Annotated in this window: 15 protein-coding genes; 4 read left to right on the top strand and 11 right to left on the bottom strand. The window is 68.8% G+C overall.

Going from position 1 to position 19,277, the window contains the following annotated elements; all coding sequences use genetic code 11:
* The first annotated feature begins 17 nt into the window (after positions 1-17).
* From H6726_16750 to radA, 3 genes are all read left to right on the top strand, one after another.
* Entirely contained in the window at positions 18-1,943 is a 1,926-nt protein-coding gene (locus tag H6726_16750) for a TIGR04551 family protein (GenBank protein ID MCB9659296.1), read from the top strand.
* Positions 1,944-2,011: 68 nt separating this feature from the next.
* A complete protein-coding gene (locus H6726_16745; protein MCB9659295.1) occupies positions 2,012-2,608 on the top strand; it encodes a hypothetical protein in 597 nt (198 codons plus the stop codon).
* Entirely contained in the window at positions 2,532-4,082 is a 1,551-nt protein-coding gene (gene radA / locus H6726_16740) for a DNA repair protein RadA (protein MCB9659294.1), read from the top strand. Before H6726_16745 ends, radA begins: the two co-directional genes overlap by 77 nt.
* A gap of 119 nt (positions 4,083-4,201) precedes the next feature.
* On the opposite strand, the gene gmk is transcribed toward radA, so the two are convergent.
* From gmk to H6726_16725, 3 genes are read right to left on the bottom strand one after another with little or no spacing between them, the layout of a single operon-like run.
* Positions 4,202-4,831 carry a guanylate kinase gene (gmk, locus tag H6726_16735; GenBank protein ID MCB9659293.1) on the bottom strand — a complete coding sequence of 210 codons (630 nt, stop codon included), beginning with the start codon at positions 4,829-4,831 and terminating at the stop codon, positions 4,202-4,204.
* A 49-nt stretch (positions 4,832-4,880) separates the two neighbouring features.
* Positions 4,881-5,756, bottom strand: coding sequence for a YicC family protein (locus H6726_16730; protein MCB9659292.1), 876 nt, complete (start codon positions 5,754-5,756; stop codon positions 4,881-4,883).
* A 7-nt stretch (positions 5,757-5,763) separates the two neighbouring features.
* Positions 5,764-6,273 carry a DUF507 family protein gene (locus H6726_16725; GenBank protein ID MCB9659291.1) on the bottom strand — a complete coding sequence of 170 codons (510 nt, stop codon included), beginning with the start codon at positions 6,271-6,273 and terminating at the stop codon, positions 5,764-5,766.
* A gap of 193 nt (positions 6,274-6,466) precedes the next feature.
* Between H6726_16725 and H6726_16720 the strand changes: the two genes are divergently transcribed.
* Positions 6,467-7,192 carry a Crp/Fnr family transcriptional regulator gene (locus H6726_16720; protein MCB9659290.1) on the top strand — a complete coding sequence of 242 codons (726 nt, stop codon included), beginning with the start codon at positions 6,467-6,469 and terminating at the stop codon, positions 7,190-7,192.
* A gap of 108 nt (positions 7,193-7,300) precedes the next feature.
* Here the strand turns inward: H6726_16720 and H6726_16715 are convergent, their stop codons facing one another.
* The 8 genes from H6726_16715 to prfB all read right to left on the bottom strand — a co-directional run bounded on the left by H6726_16715 (position 7,301) and on the right by prfB (position 19,272).
* Positions 7,301-7,900 carry an ABC transporter substrate-binding protein gene (locus H6726_16715; protein ID MCB9659289.1) on the bottom strand — a complete coding sequence of 200 codons (600 nt, stop codon included), beginning with the start codon at positions 7,898-7,900 and terminating at the stop codon, positions 7,301-7,303.
* 63 nt (positions 7,901-7,963) lie between these two features.
* A complete protein-coding gene (locus H6726_16710; protein MCB9659288.1) occupies positions 7,964-9,442 on the bottom strand; it encodes a TolC family protein in 1,479 nt (492 codons plus the stop codon).
* Between the two features lie 46 nt (positions 9,443-9,488).
* Entirely contained in the window at positions 9,489-10,040 is a 552-nt protein-coding gene (locus H6726_16705; protein MCB9659287.1) for an OmpH family outer membrane protein, read from the bottom strand.
* A 109-nt stretch (positions 10,041-10,149) separates the two neighbouring features.
* Positions 10,150-12,795 carry an outer membrane protein assembly factor BamA gene (gene bamA, locus H6726_16700; GenBank protein ID MCB9659286.1) on the bottom strand — a complete coding sequence of 882 codons (2,646 nt, stop codon included), beginning with the start codon at positions 12,793-12,795 and terminating at the stop codon, positions 10,150-10,152.
* A gap of 34 nt (positions 12,796-12,829) precedes the next feature.
* The gene (locus H6726_16695; GenBank protein MCB9659285.1) at positions 12,830-13,834 is read right to left on the bottom strand and encodes an ATP-binding cassette domain-containing protein; all 1,005 of its coding nucleotides are present in this window, start codon (positions 13,832-13,834) and stop codon (positions 12,830-12,832) included.
* Entirely contained in the window at positions 13,827-16,493 is a 2,667-nt protein-coding gene (locus tag H6726_16690; protein MCB9659284.1) for an ABC transporter permease, read from the bottom strand. Before H6726_16690 ends, H6726_16695 begins: the two co-directional genes overlap by 8 nt.
* Positions 16,490-18,220: a lysine--tRNA ligase gene (lysS, locus tag H6726_16685; GenBank protein ID MCB9659283.1), complete on the bottom strand. Its 1,731-nt coding sequence runs from the start codon at positions 18,218-18,220 to the stop codon at positions 16,490-16,492. The genes H6726_16690 and lysS overlap by 4 nt, the downstream gene beginning before the upstream one ends.
* A protein-coding gene (gene prfB / locus H6726_16680; protein MCB9659282.1) for a peptide chain release factor 2 occupies positions 18,120-19,272 on the bottom strand; the annotation gives its coding sequence in 2 pieces (ribosomal slippage) (positions 18,120-19,193 and positions 19,195-19,272; 1,152 coding nt in all). The genes lysS and prfB overlap by 101 nt, the downstream gene beginning before the upstream one ends.
* Positions 19,273-19,277 lie beyond the last annotated feature (5 nt).

The raw sequence follows: 19,277 nt of genomic DNA, 5'->3' as shown, positions 1-19,277 counted from the left end.
CTACGTGCGGGCACCCTATGCGACGCCATTCCCTGCTGTCCATCGTCTCGATCCTCGCGCTGGTCGCCGCACCGGCGAGCGTGGGCTTGGCGCAACCCACCCCGCGGCTCGCAGACCCCGCCGACGACGTGGACGTCGATGAGGACGAGGACTGGGACGAAGAGGACGAGGACTGGGACGAAGAGGACGAGGACTGGGGCGAAGAGGAGGAGGAGCCCGCCGGCGGCGGCGCTACCCGCCCGCCAGTCGCAGACCCGGAAGACGTCTCCGAGGAAGAGCCCCTGGACGAGCCCGAGCCTGGGGACGACCAGAGCCTGCTCGACAGCGCGGCCCCGTCCAGCGACCCCACGCGCGCCGCGTGGACATCGCCGCAGAGCGTGCTGACGCTGCACGGCTACCTGCGCGTGCGCGGCGAGCTGCAGGACAACTTTTTCCTGGACCACCGCAACACCTGGCCGTTCTCGCTGTGGGTCCCCGGGTCCAGCGAGGCGAGCGTGGAAGGCAACTGCAACGGCGAGGCCATGGAAGGAGGCACTGGCACGTGCGGTCGCTCCGACCGTCTGCGCTACGCCAACATGCGTGTGCGCCTGCAGCCGACCCTGGCGCTCTCGGACGACGTTCGCGTGCACATGACCATCGACGTGCTGGACAACGCCGTGCTTGGCAGCTCTCCAGACCGCGTGATCAATGGCGGCATCCCCGCTGGCGGCGTCGACGGTCCGCCCATCGACTTTGGTTCGACGGGGGTCAGTTCCACGAGTTCGGGTGACGCGTTCCGCGACAGCATCTACGTGCGTCGCGCGTGGGCCGAAGTGACGAATCGCGCTCTCGGACAGCTGCGCTTCGGCCGCATGGCGCACGAGTGGGGCCTCGGGATGCTCTACAACGCTGGCGACAACTTGGACGGCGACTACTCGTCCGAGATCGACCGCATCCAGGCCATCACGCGCTACAGCAACCTCTTCTTCGGCGCGTCCTACGACTTCGCGGGCGAGGGGGTGGTCATGAGCCCGCTCACCAACCTCCGCGCGGTGCCGTTCGACTTTACAGGCGCGGATGACATCCGCCAGTTCTCGTTCTTGGCGGCCTACCGTATGGGCGAGGAAGAGCAGGAGGAGCGCCTGGCCAACGGGGACTGGGTGCTCAACGCGGGTCTGTACTTCCTGTACCGCAAGCAGCGCCTTGGGTCTGAGCTTGCACTCGACCGCGACGATGAAGTGAGTTCGCTGGACGGTTTGCTCGTGCGTCGCAACGCTCGGCAGGTCACGCCGGACGTCTGGGTTCAGTTCTTGTGGGGTGATCTGCGGCTCGAGCTGGAGGCGGCCATGCACATCGGCAGCATCCGCAACACCCAGCGCACCGAGTTCAGGGATGAAGACCGTCGCATTCTTTCCGGTGGCTTCGCTCTCCAGGCCGAGTACCGCTTGCTGGACGAGGCCCTCGGCATCTACCTGGACACGGGTCTCGCCACGGGTGATTCGCAGGCGCGGGGCATCTCCAACCGCGAGAACACCTACCAGCAGGAGGACGGCAACCGGCGGCTGACGCACTTCGGCTTCCACCCGAACTACCGCATCGACCTCATCCTGTTCCGCAACGTGCTTGGGAACATCGGCGGCGTCTACTACCTCCGCCCCGGCCTCTCGTACGACTTGGTGCGCACGGCCTTCGGTCAGCGCGTGGGCGCTCGCGTGGACGTCATCTACAGCCGCGCCAACCGCACCTCGCAGATTCGCGAGTATGGCGACCGCAACAACAACAACCTGGGGCTCGAGCTGGACGCGTCGGTGTACTACCGCAGCGAGGACGGCCCGGGCCTGACCGACGGCTTCTACGCCGCGTTCCAGTACGGCATCCTCTTCCCGCTCGCCGGGCTCAAGGAGTCCGGGCTCGGAGTGGGCAACGCCCAGACACTGCGCCTCATCCTCGGCGTCGAGTACTGAGCGCGCGCGCGCCTCGGCCTGTGGTACAAGGTCGCTGGTCCGACTCAGCCGGGCTGTGAGGAAGCGACATGAGCGAAGCGGAAAGCGCAGAGACCCCGACGATGGGGCGTGATGTGTTCCTGGCCCTGGCCGCCATCGGTTGGGCCGACGGAAACCTCGACGCGGACGAGGCAGACGCCATCGTCAGCGCCGCCGTCGAGGTTGGGCTGGAGCTGGAGGAGATCGGCGAGATCGAGGCGGCGTGCAAGGAGCCCGTCGCGCTCGATGTCATCGACCGCTCGAGGATGAGCAAGGCGGACCGGCTGTTCGTGTATGCCGTCGCGTCGTGGATGACGCGGCTGGACGGCGACGTCTCGGAGGAAGAGAAGGCTGCGCTCGCGGAGCTGGGGGACCGGCTGGCCGTCCCCGAGCGTCCGAGGTGGCACGCCGACCAGATCGTCGAGGAGGTTGCCGCGCTGGGCGCGGACGAGCGCCCGGCCCGCTTCGATTTGACGGCGCTGCGGAGCATTCTCACGGAACGTCTCGAGGCCTCGCGGCAGGCGCGCGAGGCGGCGGCCGCCGAGGCGGCAGCGGCACCCGACACGGGCGATGCAGGTGGTGACGCGCCGGAGGGCGCCGAAGCGGGTGAAGGCGCCGGTGACGAGCCCGCGGAGGACGACGCCTGACCCCGGCTCACCGCACGCGCGTGTGCGCCCGCCGAGCCGCCGGCGTGTGCACGGCGGGACGCAACCACGCGCGCCCGGCGACGATGACCGCCCCGTGAAGAAGACCAACCCCAAGACCGCCTTCGTGTGCCGCGCGTGCGGCCACGTGGCTTCGCGCTGGATGGGCCGCTGTGGCGGCTGTGGTGAGTGGAACACGCTCGAGGAAGAGCGCGTGGCGCCCAGCGGCGCAGCTCGTACCGCGGCCCCGCCACCGGGCAAGGCGCGGCCCCAGAAGCTGCGCGACGTCCAGGCGGACGATGCGCGGCGCATTCCCACGGGCATCTCCGAGCTGGACCGCGCTCTTGGCGGCGGGCCCGTCGCGGGCGGTGTCGTGCTGCTCGGGGGTGAGCCCGGCATCGGCAAGTCCACGCTGGTCATGCAGGCCTTCGGTGCGCTCGCTGCGCAAGGCTTGCGGGCCCTCTACGTCACCGGCGAGGAGTCCGCCGCGCAGGTCGCGCTGCGCGCGCGGCGCCTGGGCGTGGTGGGGGTGGACGAGGTCGACATCCTCGCCAGCACCGAGCTCGAGGACGCGGAGGCCGCGTTGCGCCGTGATCGCCCTGCGGTCGCGGTGATCGACTCCATCCAGGTCCTGCGCTCCAGCGACTTGTCGTCCTCGGCGGGCAGCGTCACGCAGCTGCGCGAGGTCACGGCGCGGCTGGTGGAGCTGGCCAAGCAGGAGGGCATCAGCCTCGTGCTCATCGGTCACGTCACGAAGGACGGGGCCATCGCGGGGCCAAAGCTGCTGGAGCATCTGGTGGACACGGTGCTCTCGTTCGAGGGCGACCGCAGTCACGCCTTCCGCATCGTGCGCGCGACCAAGAACCGTTTCGGCCCTGCCAACGAGGTCGGCGTGTTCGAGATGGTGCAAGAAGGCTTGCGCGAGGTCCCAGACCCAAGCGCGCTCTTCCTGGCAGAGCGCTCGGCCAACGCTTCCGGATCCGTCATCGTCCCCACCGCCGAGGGGAGCCGTCCGCTGTTGGTGGAGGTGCAAGCGCTGGTGGCCCCCGCGGCCTATGGTGCCCCGCGGCGCGTGGCCTCGGGCGTCGACGCCAACCGTCTGGCGATCTTGCTGGCTGTGCTCGAGCGGCGCGCGGGTCTCCACGTGCTCGACCGCGACGTTTTCGCCAGCATCGCGGGCGGCGTCCGGGTCGACGAGCGCGCGCTGGACCTGGCCCTCGCGGTCGCCACGGTCAGCAGCTTCCGCGACGTCCCCGTGGCGGCGGACGTCGCCGTGTTCGGGGAGATTGGCCTGGCCGGGGAGATCCGCGCCGTGCAGCTGGCCCCGCAGCGCGTGGCCGAGGCCCGCAAGTTGGGCTTCCGCCGCGTGGTCATGCCCGCGCTCAACGCCGACCGGCTGACGGACGCGGAACGCAGCGGCGCGGAGGTGGTTGGGGTGAGCACGTTGGAGGCGGCGCTGGAAGCTGCGCTCGGTTGAGCGGGTGTGACGCCATCGCCATCGGCGGATGGGGGCACCCGGCTTCCCAGAGGCTGTCTCGAGGAGGGCTGGTTCTCGGTGGTGATGGGGGGCACCTGGCTCTAGCCTGGTGCCTCCCTTCAGGGCTTGGGCAGCAGCGCTTCGGCGTCCGCGGCGCGTCGCGCGCGCCTGCAGCGCTCCGCGTAGATGATGCCGCGCAGCTCGGCCTCGGCCACGTTGATGTCCTTGTTGACGACGATGTAGTCGAAGAAGGGGTAGTGCTCGATCTCGGTCTGCGCTTTCTCGAAGCGCCGCTTGATGGTCTCCGCGTCCTCGGAGCCGCGCCCCTCGAGCCGCGCGCGCAGCTCCTCCATGGACGGCGGGAGGATGAACACGCCTACCGCGTCGGGGAACTTGGCGCGGATCTGACGGGCGCCCTGGTAGTCGATGTCGAACAGCAGAACGCCGGCGCCGTCGCCCTTGGCCCGCTCGATCTCCGCCACGGACGTGCCGTAGTAGTTGCCGTGCACGTAGGCCCACTCCGCGAACATTCCTTGCGCCGCCATGGCGCGGAAGCTGGCCTCGTCCGTGAAGTGATAGTCCTGCCCGTTGACCTCGTTCGCGCGCGGCCTACGCGTGGTGTGCGAGACCGAGAAGCGGAACGTGATGGTCTTGTCGTTCAGCAGGCGCCGCGTGAGCGTGGTTTTGCCCGCCCCGGAAGGCGAGCTGAGGATGAGCAGGAGCACGTCGTCGGCCACGGCCGTGGTTATCGCACAAGGCTGTGACACGCAACCGTCGGCACGGGTCGCCCAAGTGGCGTCAGAGGGCGTTCTGGACCTGCTCCCGGACGCGCTCGAGCGTGGTCTTGAGCTCCACCACCAGGTGCGTGATGGTGATGTCCGGGGTCTTGGTCCCTAGCGTGTTGGCCTCACGGAAGATCTCTTGCGTGAGGAAGTCCAGCTTGCGTCCTACCGCGCCGCCGCCCGTCAGGGTCGCCTGGAAGTGCTCCAGGTGCGCTCGGAGGCGCGCGAGCTCCTCGGCCACGTCGCTGCGGTCCGTGAAGATGGCGATCTCCGTGGTGAGCCGCGCCGGGTCGAGCGCGAGACGATCGTCCGCGAGCACCCGCTCGAGCCGCTCCCGCAGGCGCTGCTCATAGCGCGACAGCAGCGCTGGCCGCTCTGCCTCCACCGCGGTCATCAACGCGTCCACCTCTGCCAGCAACGCTTCGAGGTCCGCCTGTAGGGCGGCCCCCTCCGTCTTGCGCGCCTCCGTGAGCGCCGCGCAGGCCGCTTCGGTCGCCGCTACGAGGGCCTCGCGCGCAGCGTCGAGGTCGAGCGCCTCGTGCTCGACGAACAAGCCGGGCATGCTCGAGAGCAGCGCGACGGGCAAGGCCTCGCCGGGGCAGACTTGGTCGCGCAGCGTGACCAGCGCGCGCAGCGCGCTCTCGGCTCGGGAGAGGTCGAGGTCGGGGCCGGCTTGTTCTTGCGCGAACGCGACGTAGGCCTCTACCCGACCGCGCTCGCAGCGCTTCTTCAGCACCTCCTCCGCGACCCCGGTCAGAGAGTGGAGCGCAGCTGGCAAGCGGACGCGCGTGTCCAGGAAGCGGTGGTTCACGGCGCGCAGCTCCACTCGCAGCTCGCGCCGGCCCAGCTGTGCGTGGCCCGCGCCGAAGCCGGTCATGCTGCGCAGCGACACGGCGGGGTCAGAGGCCCTTCTTGGCCTTCATCTGCTCCATCACGCGCTGGTACTCGATCTCGAACGACGCCGTGCCTTCCGCCAGGTTCTTGATCTTGGAACGCACCTCACGGTCGAGGTCTGTTTCGACGTTGGTGTGAGCGTTCAGGATGGGGACCAGGGCCTTTCGGATGACCGCGTCGTCCGCGAAGACCTCGTCCACCTGGTTGCTGTGGAACAGCATGTTCAGCAGCTGGTCCACCAGGTAGGGCAGGGCCTCTTCAGGCACGGGGAACGACATCTCTTTGGCCACCCGCTGCTTGATCTTGCCCAGCATCGAGTAGCTGAGGCCCTGGAGCTCCATGCGGCGTTTGGCCTCGTCCAGCACCTGTCGATCCCTGCGCGCGAATTCCTTCAGCACCGCGACCATGTCGAGCACCACCTCCTCGACGGATTCGGTCTCGATGTAGCCCTCTTTGACGAGGGTGCGCACGATCTCGTCCGCGATGAGAGGGATCTTTCCGCTGTAAAGTCGCATGCTCGAGTGACTCCGTGCGCATGGTCGGAAGGCGCAGCCGCTGGGGCGGAAGACGCTAGCGCTCCGATCGGGGAGGGTCAACCTGGCATACGCTAGGGGGGCGCGATGGGGAGGAATCGTGGGCGCATCGAACACCTTTTGCGGAGGGGTCGTTGACTAGAATATTATTCTGCGGCTATAAGTTACTTCAGAAATGTCAGCGCAACCACAGACCTTCGCCCACTCCTCGGAGCCTCTCAACCCTCGGCGGGACCTGCTGCGCCGCTGCGCCGTGTTCGCAGGTCTGCCCGACGTCGCGCTGAGCGAGGTGGCGCTCGCCAGTCAGCCCACGCGCCTCGAGCGCAAGCGGGCTCGTACCGGCATGCTGCGTGGCCTCTTCGTCGTAGGGGCTGGGCGGGCGCGCCTCGCCCGCACGGTTGGGACACGCGTCGTGACGCTGCACTACGTCGGGCCCGGGGACGTGTACGGCGAGGGCTTCCTCAGCGACGAGGCGGATGACCTCGAGCTGCTGGTGCTCAGCGACATGGACACGCTACGTGTTCCCCTGACTGTGGTGCAGCGCCTGGTCGACCAAGAACCCAGCGTGGCCCGGGCGCTGCTGGACGTACAGAACCGCCGGCGTCGCCAGCTCGAAGCGCGGCTGACGGACTTCCTGACCCGCACGGTCGAGGCGCGGGTGGCCGCGTTCATCCAGCAGGTGGCGGGGCGGCACGGCATCCCCGAGTCACGCGGCGTCCTCGTGGGTGAGAAGTTCACCCATGTGGAGATCGCCGAGTTCGTCGGCGCCACGCGCGAGACGGTCACACTGGTGCTCGGCGTGCTGAAGCGCGACGGGATCATCGACACGGACCATCGCAGGCTCGTGGTCTTGGACGCGGAGGGCCTGGCGCTGCGCGCATCTGCGACCGCTGGGCCCTAGTCTCAGCCTGCGCCGCTACCACACCAAGTGGTAGGGCCCGCCAACGGCGAAGGCCGCGTCCCGCCCAGTTTTCCGGGGAACGCGGCCGTCTTCGTTTCGTTGCGCGTGTCAGAGGCGGTCGCGCATGCGGGCGATGAGCGCGTCCCATCCGTCGCGCGTGATGATGCGGTTGAACTGCGTCCGGTAGTTGCGGACCAGGCTCACGCCGTCCGTTGCGATGTCGAACACGCGCCACACGTTGCCGACCTTCTTCATCTGGTAGTCGATGCTGACGGCGGGGGCGCGGCCGTTGGTTCCCGATCGGGCGAGCGTGCGAACCGTGACCACCTGGCCGCGCACATCGGCGCCGTCGTAGGTGACGGTATAGTTCATGGTGCGCTCGAGGTTCCGCTCGTACTGCTCCTGGACGAGACGTCGCAGCAGGCTGACGAACTCCGCGCGCTGCTCGGGGGTGCGGGATTCCCAGTGGTCTCGCAGCGCGAGGCGGGACAGCTCCTCCAAGTCCAACAACTCGCTGACCATGGCGCTGAGGCGCTCGTTGCGAGCCGCGCTCGGCCGCTGCGCGAACAGCTGGCGCAGTGCGTCGTGGCGGCTGGTGAGGAAGGCCTGCGCTTCGGCGGGGTCGGCTTGCGCGAATGCGACTCCGGGGCCCTGGCTCGCGAAGAGCAGGGTGGCGGCAGCAAGCAGGAGGAAGCGACGTCGATGCATGAGGTTCTCCGAGGGTGAGGGACCGCCTCGCGGGTCGTGGTCTTCGACGCCTCGCGCCGAGGATTATTCGGTGCAGGACCGCTCCCACGCCTCCGGGTCGACGAGCGCCGCGCCGGTCACGCGCTCGAGGGTAGCCGCCGCCGTGTTGAACTCGCGCAGCGCCTCGAGATGGTTGAAGCGGTTGGTAAAGTAAGCCTTCATCGCGTCGACGAGCTCGCGTGGCTCGCTCGTGCCCACTTGATACGCCTGCCCCGCGGCCACGAACCAGCTGCGCGTCTGGCGCTCGCCCTGGGCCCAGGCCACCTCGCGCCGGTCCGCGTCGCGCAGCTGCTCGTAGGTGGCGATGACCTCCAGCCGCACGCCGTCCCGGGCCTGCTGGTCCTGCGCTTGGAGTTGTGCGAGCTGGGCCTCCGACCGCCTGGTCCGGTGGTAGCCACCCACGAAGTCGAGGTTCCAACGCATGACGAGGGCAGCGCCGAGCGACTGCGTGTTGGCGCGATCGCTGATGAAGGGGTTGGTGATGTTGGTCACCCCGGGCCCCCAGCTGTATCCAGCGCGCAGGCCGAGCGCGAGATCGGGAAAGAACCGCGCCCGGTGGATGTTCAGCTCCGCGCGGCGCGCGTCCAGTGCCGCCTCCAGCATCCCCAGCTCTGGCCGGTGCCCGTGGGCCCGCGCGACGTAGTCGCTCAACTCCAGGAGGTCGACATCGACGCGAGCGCTGGGACAGTCCGGGATGTGGATGTCCCGGAGGCCCGTGAGGGTCTCGAGCGCTGCGCGCGACGACACCTCGAGGCGCGTGACCTCGGAGGCGCGCGCCTGCACCTCTGCCAACGCGGCGGCGAGGCGATAGATGTCCATCGGGTTTGCGTCGGGCTCGTCGTTGTCCACCTGCTCCTGGAGGGTCGAGACAGCGGTCTCCAGGCGGCCGAGGCCCTCGGAGAGCATCTGCTGGACGTCGAGCGCGAGCTGCAGCGCGAAGTAGGCGCGACGCACGTCGTACTGCGTTTGCTGCACGGTGCGTTCGCGATCGTGTCCGGCGGCGCGCACGCCCGCGCGCCCGGCCCGTCGCGCGTTGATGAGCTTGCCGAACGTGTAGACCGGGATGGCGCCTTCGACCTCGATGCTCAGGATGGGGCGCCAGGGGTTTCCTAGCGGGAGCTGACCGTCCGGGCTGTACGTAGGCGTGCCCTGTGCGCTGGGCGCGACGGCCAGACCGCCGGTGACCTCGAACTGGAAGAACGGCGAGAGGCGCACCTCGTCGAGCCGCGCTTCGGCGGCAGCGATGGCGTGGTCTGCAGCGCGAACACCCGGGTTGTATTCGGTCGCCGCGCGCGTCAGCTCCGCCAACGTCCGGACGCGGGCGGCGTCGCCCGTGGTCGTGGCCGCGGCGGCGCCTGGGGCGCGTGTGTCCTGAGCGCCTGCGGAGATGGCCCCGAGCGCCACCAGACCGAGCGACGCAGCAGAGGTCAAGAACGCAACACGCACCCGACGCCCGAGGGGCGTGGGTGCGTTCTCTCCCGTGGACCTGCGGCGGCGCGTCACGGGCACGTATGTACACCGCGGGGGCGCGACTGGCACGCCCGGCGTGTCACTCGTCGTCGTCCCCGCCGCCGCCGGACCCGCCACCGCTGTTGTACTCGGTGATGAGTCGCTGCGTGAGGTCCAGGTTGGGCTGCACCCAGATGACGCCGCCCTCGTTCGCCTCCACGATGATCGTGTAGTTGTCCGCGCGGCCGATGCGCTGGAGGATCTCGCGCATGCGGTCGAGGATGCGCTTGGTGAGCTGCGCCTCCTTCGTGGCGAGCTCCTGCTGGTACTCCATGTACTGCGACTGCAGCTCGATGAGCGCCTTCTGGTACTCCTCCATGCGCGCCTGCAGGGCCTCGCGGCTGAGCACAGCCTTCTGCTTCTCGATGTCCTCCGCCATCTGCTTCAGCTTGTTCTGAGCAGCGTCCAGCGCCTTCTGGCGGCGGCGGAAGAGGGTCTTGAGGCGGCGCTTGGCCTGACGACCGTCGTCGGTCTCGTTCAGGGCCTGCTGGAGATCCACCACGGCCACGCGCACCTGAGCCTCGACGTCGGGCGTGACGGCGGACACGAAGAGGGCGGCGGCGAGTGTGATGGCGTGACGCTGAAGGTTCATTCCCAGTCCTTTCGGGCTGACGCTAGCTAGCTTTGCGAGGTCGCACGGTCAAGCGGGTACTGGACGAACATCCGCGGGTCGGATTCATTCGTCCCGAATTCGGGGCAGATCAGAAGCTGTTGCCGATGTTGAACTGGAAGTCGATCTTCGACTCCCAGGGGCGGCGGTTGATGGGGACGCCCCACTCGAAGCGCAGCGGCCCGAGGGGTGAGAACCAGCGGAAGCCGAAGCCCCACGAGGTCCGGATGGACGGGTGGAAGCCGCACGGGCTCGAGCTGCGGTCGTTGCTGACCGGCGCTGCGCACAGGCGACTCTCGAGATTCCAGGCGTTTCCACCGTCTGTGAAGAGCACGCCGCGAATGCCAACGGACTCGACGATGGGGAACTCCAGCTCGAGCTGGTAGAACGCCTGCATGTTGCCGCCGATGGCCCGGCCATCTGCGCCGCGCGAGCTCGTCGGAGAGCCGTTCGGGTCGCTGAGGACGCCGACGCGGGGCCCGAGGCTGTACAGCCGGTACCCGCGTACGTTGAAGATGCCGCCCAGATAGAAGCGCTCGAAGAGTGGCACGCCGCGCGGGAGGCGTGACGTGATGAGGCCCCACTCGAGGTTCAGCTTGAGCACGAAGGGCCCGAAGATGTTCTTGTAGAAGCGGGTGAACGCCGTGTGGCGGACGAAGACGTTGTCCGAGCCCAGGAAGCTGTCGGCCACCTCGGTCGACCAGTTCCAGTAGACGCCGTTCGAAGCGAACTGACGGTTGTCGCGGCTGTCCCAGGTGAGCGAGAGCCGCACCGAGCTGGTGAAGCCCGCGCGGAACTGACCGAACAGCCCGAGATCCTGGAACTGCTGGAAGCCCGTGGCGTTCACGTTGCCGAGCAGGCCGCCCGTGTTCTGGCTGATGGAGACGTGCTCGAGCCCGTAGTTGACGAAGAAGCGCAGCCGCGGGTCCAGCACGGGGTGGCCCAGGGTGGCGCCGCCGCCCGCCGAGGACTGATTGAAGCTCAAGCGCTGCTGGACCGTGTAGAAGGCGTTGACGCCCAACGTCCAGCGGGAGTCCAGAAACCAAGGCTCGACGAAGTTGAGCTGGAACTGCTGGCGGATGCCGCTCAGCTGCACGTTGAGCGACAGGCTCTGGCCGCGTCCGAAGAGGTTCTGCTGCTGGATCTGCGCGGTGACGATGAAGCGCTCGATGGACGAGAAGCCAGCGCCCACCTGGAACGTACCCGTCGCGCGTTCGGCAACTTCGACGTTCAGCACCATCAGGTCGGGGGCCGAGCCCTGCTCCTCGCTGAAGTCCACGCGCTCGAAGTAGCCGAGGGCGTTGACGAACGTGCGGCTGCGCTCGATCAGCGTCTGGCTGTACAGGTCGCCCTCCAAGATCTGGAACTCGCGGCGGATGACACGGTCTCGGGTCTTGGTGTTGCCAGCGATGCGGATCCGCTCGATGCGCACGGGCGGGCCGCGGGTGATGGTCAGCGTGAGATCGACGATGCGCTCGTCTTCGTCGAGGTCCGTCTCCGGCTCGACCTCCACGCGCGCGAAGCCCTCGTCGCGGTACTCGCGCTGGATCTCCATGAGGCCCGTCGCGATGGCCGTGCGGTTGAACCAGTCCCCGCGGTCGAGGTCGATCTCCTCGCGCAGGGTGCTAGCTGGACGCAGGGTCTCCGCGGCCTCGCCGTTCTCGTCCAGCTCGCGCACCGTAATCTCGCCGATGCGGAAGCGTGGGCCTTCGTCGACCGGGATGGTGATGTCGATGTACTCGCGATCGGGCGTGAGCTCCACCCGTGCGGAGCCGACGCTCATCGCGAGGTAGCCCTGGTCGTAGTACCAGGCCTGCAGGCGCACCATGTCCTCGTCGAATTTTTCGCGATCGAACGTGTTGCTGCTGGTGATGAACGAGAAGAAGCCCGTCTCACCCGTGGCCATGATGCCGTGCAGGTCGGACGTGGAGATGCTGTCGTTTCCGACGATCGTGATGCGTCGGACCTTGACCTCGGGGCCCTCCGTGATGTGGAACACCACGTCGACTTCGTTGCTGTCGCCGTCGACGTGCAGCACTTCGTAGGTGACCTGAGCGAGGAAGTAGCCCTCCGAGGCGTAGTGGTCGCGGATCTTCCCGACCTGTTCCCGGACCGTGCTGGCCGAGAGGATCTCACGCTCCCGGAGGGTGATCTTTTCGGTCAGGTCGTCGTCGCTGACGTCATCGTTGCCATCGAACACGATCTGCCGAATCTCGGGCCGCTCCCGTAGGCGGACGACCAACACCACACCGCTGCCCACAGGCTCGGCTTCGATGACGATGTCGTCGAAGAACCCCAGCTCCCACAGGGCGCGGGCGTCGCGCGTGACCTCGGCGTCCGTGCATGGCATGTCCGCGCCAAGGCGCATGCCGGCGAGCACGTCCTCGGCGGCCACCCGCTGCGTGCCCTCGACCATGATGCGGATGATGCGGCGACCCTGACAGGGACCGGCGATGACCTCGACCGCCTCGTCCTCGTCTTCCTCCTGCACGTACGGGTTGGTCCCCAGCGGCTCGCGCGGCGGGGGTTCGTCGAGGTCTCCCTGGTCCGCCTCGTCGCGTTCGTCGGCGTCCAGATCCTCGTCTAGGTCCTCGTCCAGCTCCTCTTCGGCGTCTGCTGCGGAGTCGCCGCGCGCAGGGCGACCGCCGGCCGGCTGCGCTTCGGCGCGAGGCAGCGGCGCGAGGGAAGCCGCGGCGAGGCACGCGAGCAGACAAGCAGGGGCAAGGAGGGTACGCACGTTCAGAAAGTCCGGGCGGGCTATACCTGTGCGCTCAGAGGGGGTCAAGGGTGGCTCCCGCGTCCTCGGCGTCGGCGGGCGGGGCCGCGGGGGCAGTGCGGTAGGGGCTGCTGCGTCGGTGGTCGCCCGCGATCAGGCCATCGCTCATGACGATGCGGCGCGGCATCCGCTCGGCCAAGTCGTCCGAGTGCGTGACGATCACGAACGTGGTCCCCAGCTCACGGTTCAACGTGAAGAAGAGGTTGAACATCGCGTCGCTCGTGCTCGTGTCCAGGTTGCCGGTGGGCTCGTCGGCCAGGATCACCTGGGGTTTCATGACCAGCGCCCGAGCGAGCGCGACGCGCTGCTGCTCGCCGCCCGAGAGCTCTCCGGGGCGATGGTCGATGCGGTGGCCCAGTCCCACGCTCTCCAAGAGCTCGTGGGCCCGTCTGCGCAGCGGTGCCCGGGGCCGGCCCTGGACCAGCCCCGGCATCATCACGTTCTCGAGCGCGTCGAATTCCGGCAGGAGGTGGTGGAACTGGAACACGAAGCCGATCGTGGCGTTCCGGAATGCAGCCAACTCTCGACTGGTGAAGCGCGTGACATTGCGACCGTGGTAACGCACGGAGCCGGTGGTGGGGAGGTCCAGCGTGCCGAGGATGTGCAGCAGCGTGCTCTTGCCAGCGCCCGAGCGACCCTGGATGCAGATCATCTCTCCGTTGCGGATGTCGAGGTCGATCCCGCTCAACACCTGCACCGTGGTGCCCTCTTGGTCGAAGCGCTTGGTGACGCCCCGCACTTCGATGATGACCTCTCCCGACTCCGCGGGCGCGCTGGTGGCCGCGTGGGCGCCGAGGTCTGGCGGGTGTGATGCGGCCGACGGACGCCCGTCGACGGCAACCTCGGGCGGTGCTGAGTCCTCGGAGATGGGGCGCTCGGTGGGCGCTGGCGAGGCCTCGCTCACGCGCGGCTGGTCCGCATCGGCAAGGGGCGGGTCGCTGCGTGTCGCGCCTGCGGGCGGGGCCTGTTCGGCGTCGTCGGTGTCGGGGACGTCAGTCATGGCGCAGGGCCTCCAAGGGGCTCGTTCGGCTCGCGACGATCGCGGGGAAGATGGTGGCGACAGTGCAGATCGCGATCGCGGCCAGCCCCACCAGCGCGAACTCCGTCGGGTCGGTGTGCACCGGCAGGCGGTCGATGTAGTACACCTCGGGGTTCATGCGTATGCCGAAGTGCTCGGCGCCGAACGAGAGGTCGAAGCCCAGGCCGAGCCCCATGGAGGCCCCGAACAGGCCGATGAACAGGCCCTCGAGCAGGAACACACGCACGATGTCGCCGCGCGTGGTGCCCATGGCCATCAGGATGCCCACCTCGCGCGCCTTCTCCTGGACCATCAGCGTGAGCGTCCCGAACACGCAGAACCCCGCGATGAGGATGGCGATGCCGAGCACCAGGAACATGGCGAGCTTCTCCAGCGCGAGGGCGCCGAAGAGGTTCCGGTTGCGCTGCTGCCAGTCCTCCACGCGTAGGTCGCGGCGGTCGATGGCGGTGCGGATGGCCGCGGCCACGGCGGGGGCGTCGTCGACGCGCCGCTCCTCGAGCTTGATCTCGATGCCCGTGATGGTGTCCTCGGTGGCCAGAAAGGACTGGGCCGCTTCCAGGCTCACGTACACCAGCTTCATGTCGTACTCGTACATGCCGCTGTAGAAGATGCCCGCCACCCGAAACCGCCGCGCCTTCGGGAGGGGGCCGGTCGGACCGAGCTCACCAAACGGCGACACCACGTCCACATCGTCCCCCACGAACAGGCGGAGGGAACGGGCCAGCTCACGCCCTACGACGATGCCGGGCAACACTTGCTGAGGGGCCGCGATCGGCGCGCCCAGCCCGACCAGGTCTGCGTCCTCGTCTTCGTCCTTGTCTCGGGCAGGGCCCCGCGAGCGTCGGCGGGTGGGGCGGGACAGCGAGGCGGCCTCGTCGGCGGATAGGCCCAGCATGTCCAGGTCGCTGGCGGCCAACGGATCGGTCTCCGCCTCCTCCTCCGCTGGACCGTCTTCCTGGCCTAGCGCGCCCTCGTCCTGTAGCTCGCGAAGCGCTTCCACCACGCGGGCGGCCGCGCGTTCCTCGGGGGTGGGCGAGGGCTCGGTGAGCGCCGCCGCGGCGTCCCCGTCATCGTCTACGAGGGATCCGTCGGACGGCGAGGTCGCAGCGGCTTCGGCGGAGCCGCTCGAGCGATTGCCCTCGCGACGGTCAGTCTCGTTCGCCGCGCGGTCGAGGTCCTCTTGCAGCAACTGCTCGAGGTCCGCCATGACCCCGCCCTCGTCCACTACCTCGTCCAGATCGGACCCTCCACCCAGATTCATGGGCAGCACCGTGCCCCGCTCCTCGGCCGGCAGGTCCAGCAGCTCCTCGGGGTGGTTCAGGTAGCGCAAGCTGCCGCGTCCACGCTCCGCCGACATGTTCTGGCACAAGCTGGTGACCTGGCAGATGCTCTCGGTGTCGATGCCGCGGATGACCACACCCTCGCGGCTGCTGGTGCTGCCGATCATCACCTCGCCCTGGACGTAGGGCGTCGCAGCCACCACCCCGGCGACGTGTGCGTCGCGCGCCGGGCGCGCGTCGATGGCCGCGAGGGTCTCGCGCCAACCTGTGAAGGTGCCCTGGGCCACATCCACCACCACGTGCGCGTGGTTCCCGAGGATCTTGTCCTTCAGATCCTTGCGGAAGCCCCCCATGACGCTGAGCACGACGCACAGCATGCAGGTCGACAAGGTCACCGCCATGATGCTGAGCGTCGCGATGAACGCGAGGAAGCCGCTCTTCTTGGCCCGCAGGTGGCGCGCGGCGACGAGCGCCCGGAAGTCGAGGGTCTCGATCAGGCCGAGCAGGGGTTGTGTGACGCGCGCCACGCAGCGCGCCAGGGCCCACGTTCCTGCGGCCAAGCGGATCACCCCGAGGGCCAGGTGCTCGTCGCCCGACGGCAGCGGCCGGTGGAAGAAGGACCAGATGATCACGACGACCAAGAGGATGCCTGCGCCGCTGCGCAGGCCGAGCGCGAGCACGCTGTCGCGGCCGCGGAGGGCGATGCCGGCGACCACGAGCAACAGCGCGGCGCCCGCGATGGCGTAGGCGCTCGTCAGGGGGCCCGTGCCGGCCAGCTCGGTCACTGTCAGCAGCCCGAGCAGGACCAGCAGGTCGCCTACGACCCACAGCCGCGCGCGGTGCCGCTCGTCCAGCAGGAACCACGTGGACAGGGTGACGCACAGCAGCAGCCCCGACAGCCCCATGCGCCCGTACCAGGCGTACTGGAGCGCCTCGGAGACGTCCGGAGGGAGCGCGAGCAGCACCTCGCTGGCGGTCCCTCGCAGGGTGAAGGGGCGCGCGAAGTTCTGGTGCGTGGCCCAGGCGAAGACCCCGACGAGGCCGGCACCCACGAGCGCATCGAGCGCCCCCAGGCTCCCGACGAGGCGCAGCCTGAAGCGGCCCTTGTCGCCTCGCTGCAGCCTCCGCGCGCGCACGAGCGTGGCGATGACGGTGCCCAGCTGGATGACGAAGGCGAGCGCGAGCGCACCTGCGAGCGGCCACCACCAGAGCGGGTGGTCCTTGACGGGGCGGTACCAGAGGGCGCTGCCTAGGTAGGCCGCGACGGTGCTGGCGCCGAGGGCCCACGCTCCCACCAGCGAAAACCCCGCACCCGGGCCGAAGCCTCCCTTTTGGCTCACCCACCCTCCGGACGAAGCAGCGGGAACAGCAGCACGTCACGGATGGAGGCCTGGCCGGTGAGCATCATGACGAGGCGGTCCACCCCGAGGCCGAAGCCAGCGGCGGGGGGCATGCCGTGGGACAGGGCGCGGATGTAGTCCGCGTCGAAGTCCATCGCCTCTTCGTCGCCCTTGCCGCGGTTGACCAGCTGCGCCTCGAAGCGCCCGGCTTGGTCCTCGGGGTCGTTCAGCTCGCTGAACGCGTTGGCCACCTCGCGCCCGTCCACGAACAGCTCGAAGCGGTCGGTGAAGGCGGGGTTCTGGTCGTTGCGGCGCGCGAGCGGCGACACCTCGGCGGGGTACTCCGTGATGAACACGGGCACGCTCTGTTCGCCGCTCTCGTTGCGGTACAGCTTGGGCAGCTCCGCCTCCACGAGCAGCTCGTACAGCAGGAAGATGCGCTCGCCGTGTGACGAGGCGGCGCGCAGCTGCTTGGCGGTGACGGCGTCGGCGTCCGCGGACATGGTCTCGAAGAGCGCTGCGAGAGCGTCTGCGTCGTTCAGCGTGGCCTCGTCCAGCTGTCCCGCCCAGCGCGTGGTCGGTACGTCGCCCTGACCCGCGCGCTCCAAGCGGTGCAGGATGGCGGCACGCATGGGCACGCGCGGCCACGGCGACACCAGGTCGAAGGTGCGCTCGCTGGTAAGCTGTGGGAAGGCGGTCTGCACCACGGCGTCCACATGCCGGAAGAGGTCCACGGTGAGGTCCATCATGTCGTCCACGTCGGCGTAGGCCATGTAGAACTCGAGGATGGTGAACTCGGGGTTGTGCCGGGTGCTGACGCCCTCGTTGCGGAAGGTGCGGCCCAGCTCGTACACGCGGTCGAAGCCGCCCACGAGCAGGCGCTTCAGGTACAGCTCCGGCGCCACGCGCAGGTAGAGGTGCAGGTCCAGCGCGTTGTGGTGCGTACGGAACGGCTTGGCCGTCGCGCCTCCGCGCAGGGAGTGCAGCAACGGGGTCTCCACCTCGAGGAAGCCCCGGTCGTCCAGGAAGCTGCGCAGCGCCTTCACGATGACCGTGCGCGCGCGGAACACGGCGGCGACGTCCGGGTTCGCCCACAGGTCCACGTAGCGCTCGCGGTAGCGCTTCTCGACGTCCTTCAGGCCGTTCCACTTGGCCGGAGGCGGCAGCATGGCCTTGGCGACGTGCTGGTAGTGGCGCGCGCTCAGCGCGAGGTCACCCGTCTTGGTGCGCACCACGGGGCCGCGCACCACCACGTGGTCCGCCAAGTCCATGGCGGCGCGCTGGCCGGCCGCGGCCTCGTCCAGCACGTCCTTGCGCACCAACGCCTGCGCATCACCGTAGGGCGTGCGGATGACCAGGAACGGCCCGCGCTTGGCCATCACGCGGCCGAAGAGGTGCAGCTCGGGCGCGTCCGGCGCCAGATCTTCCTCGAGGGGCAGGGCCTCACGCGCGCCGCTCTCGAGGTCGTTCGCCAGGTCCACCACGTGCCGTCGCTCGGCCTCCATCTCCGGCGTCACCCGAAACGTGTTCGGGTAGGGCGCGGACCCGAAGGTGCTCAGCGTGTCGGCCTTCGTCTTGCGGGCCTGAATCAGATCGTCCTCGGTCGCCACCGTGCTTCCTCTCGGCTCAGTTCGCCTTCTTGGCGTTTTCCTTGGCGCGCCGCTTGTCCGCGTTGGACAGCAGGTACGACTCGATGAAGGCGTCGATGTCGCCGTCCAGCACGCCAGCCGCGTTCGCGTCCTTGTGGTCGGTGCGCTCGTCCTTGACCATGGTGTAGGGCTGCAGCGTGTAGCTGCGCACCTGCGAGCCGAACGCGATCTCCGCCCGGTCGCCCATGAAGGCCTCCTCGAAGGCGGCCTCCTGGTCTCGGCGCAGCTTCTCGAACAGCATGCCGCGCAGCATCTTGAGCGCGTGGTCCTTGTTCTGATGCTGCGAGCGCTCGCTCTCACAGCGCACCACGAAGCCCGTGGGGATGTGCTTGATGCGCACCGCCGACTCGGTCCGGTTGACGTGCTGTCCGCCGGCCCCGCCCGAACGCATGGTGTCGATCTCGAGGTCCTCGTCGCGTAGCTCCACGCCGTCGAGCGTGATGCTGTTGTCGAGGTCCGGGACGACCCGCACGCTCGCGAACGCCGTGTGGCGGCGCGCGTTGCTGTCGAAGGGGCTGATGCGGATCAGGCGGTGCACGCCGTTCTCCGCGCGCAGGTAGCCGTAGGCGTACGGCCCCACGACGTGCACGTGCGCCTCCTTGATGCCCGCCTCGTCACCCGGCTGTTTGCTGGTGATGGTGGTCTTCATGCCGTGCCGGTCGCACCAGCGCAGGTACATGCGCAGCAGCATCTCGGCCCAGTCCTGAGCGTCCACACCGCCAGCCCCGGGGTTGATCATCAGGATCGCGTTCTCGTTGTCTTCGTTGGACAACATGCGCTGGACCTCGAGGGCGCGCGTGCGGTCCTCCAGCCCGGGCAGCGCGCTGGCCACCTCGGCGGCCATGTCCGCGTCGCCCTCGGCGGCCGCGAGCTCCAGGAGATCCTGGAGGTCCGCGATCTCGGCGCTGAGCTTGGTGAAGCTGGTGACGGTCTGCTCGGCCGTGGCGCGCTCGCGCATGATGCGCTGCGCCGCCTCCTGGTCGTTCCAGAAGCCGTCGCGCAGGCTCTCGTGGGTCAGTCGATCGACCGTGTGCTGCAGGCCTTCGACGTCAAAGATACCTCCCCAGCGACTCGAGTCGCTGAGCGAGGTCGACCAACAGGTCGCGGGATTCGCCAATGGAGAAAGACATGGGTG

The organism is Sandaracinaceae bacterium, assembly GCA_020633055.1.
Classification (GTDB): Bacteria; Myxococcota_A; Polyangia; order Polyangiales; family Houyiibacteriaceae; genus JADJJE01.
The sequence above is the reverse complement of the archived record's forward strand: the minus strand, read 5'-3'. Positions and strand labels throughout refer to the sequence as shown.

Coding starts and splice junctions, on each gene's coding strand:
- H6726_16720 (MCB9659290.1), top strand. CDS start 6,467: ATGTCAGCGCAACCACAGACCTTCGCCCACTCCTCGGAGCCTCTCAAC.
- H6726_16715 (MCB9659289.1), bottom strand. CDS start 7,900: ATGCATCGACGTCGCTTCCTCCTGCTTGCTGCCGCCACCCTGCTCTTC.
- H6726_16705 (MCB9659287.1), bottom strand. CDS start 10,040: ATGAACCTTCAGCGTCACGCCATCACACTCGCCGCCGCCCTCTTCGTG.
- H6726_16725 (MCB9659291.1), bottom strand. CDS start 6,273: ATGCGACTTTACAGCGGAAAGATCCCTCTCATCGCGGACGAGATCGTG.
- H6726_16695 (MCB9659285.1), bottom strand. CDS start 13,834: ATGACTGACGTCCCCGACACCGACGACGCCGAACAGGCCCCGCCCGCA.
- radA (MCB9659294.1), top strand. CDS start 2,532: ATGCAGGTGGTGACGCGCCGGAGGGCGCCGAAGCGGGTGAAGGCGCCG.
- H6726_16750 (MCB9659296.1), top strand. CDS start 18: ATGCGACGCCATTCCCTGCTGTCCATCGTCTCGATCCTCGCGCTGGTC.
- H6726_16745 (MCB9659295.1), top strand. CDS start 2,012: ATGAGCGAAGCGGAAAGCGCAGAGACCCCGACGATGGGGCGTGATGTG.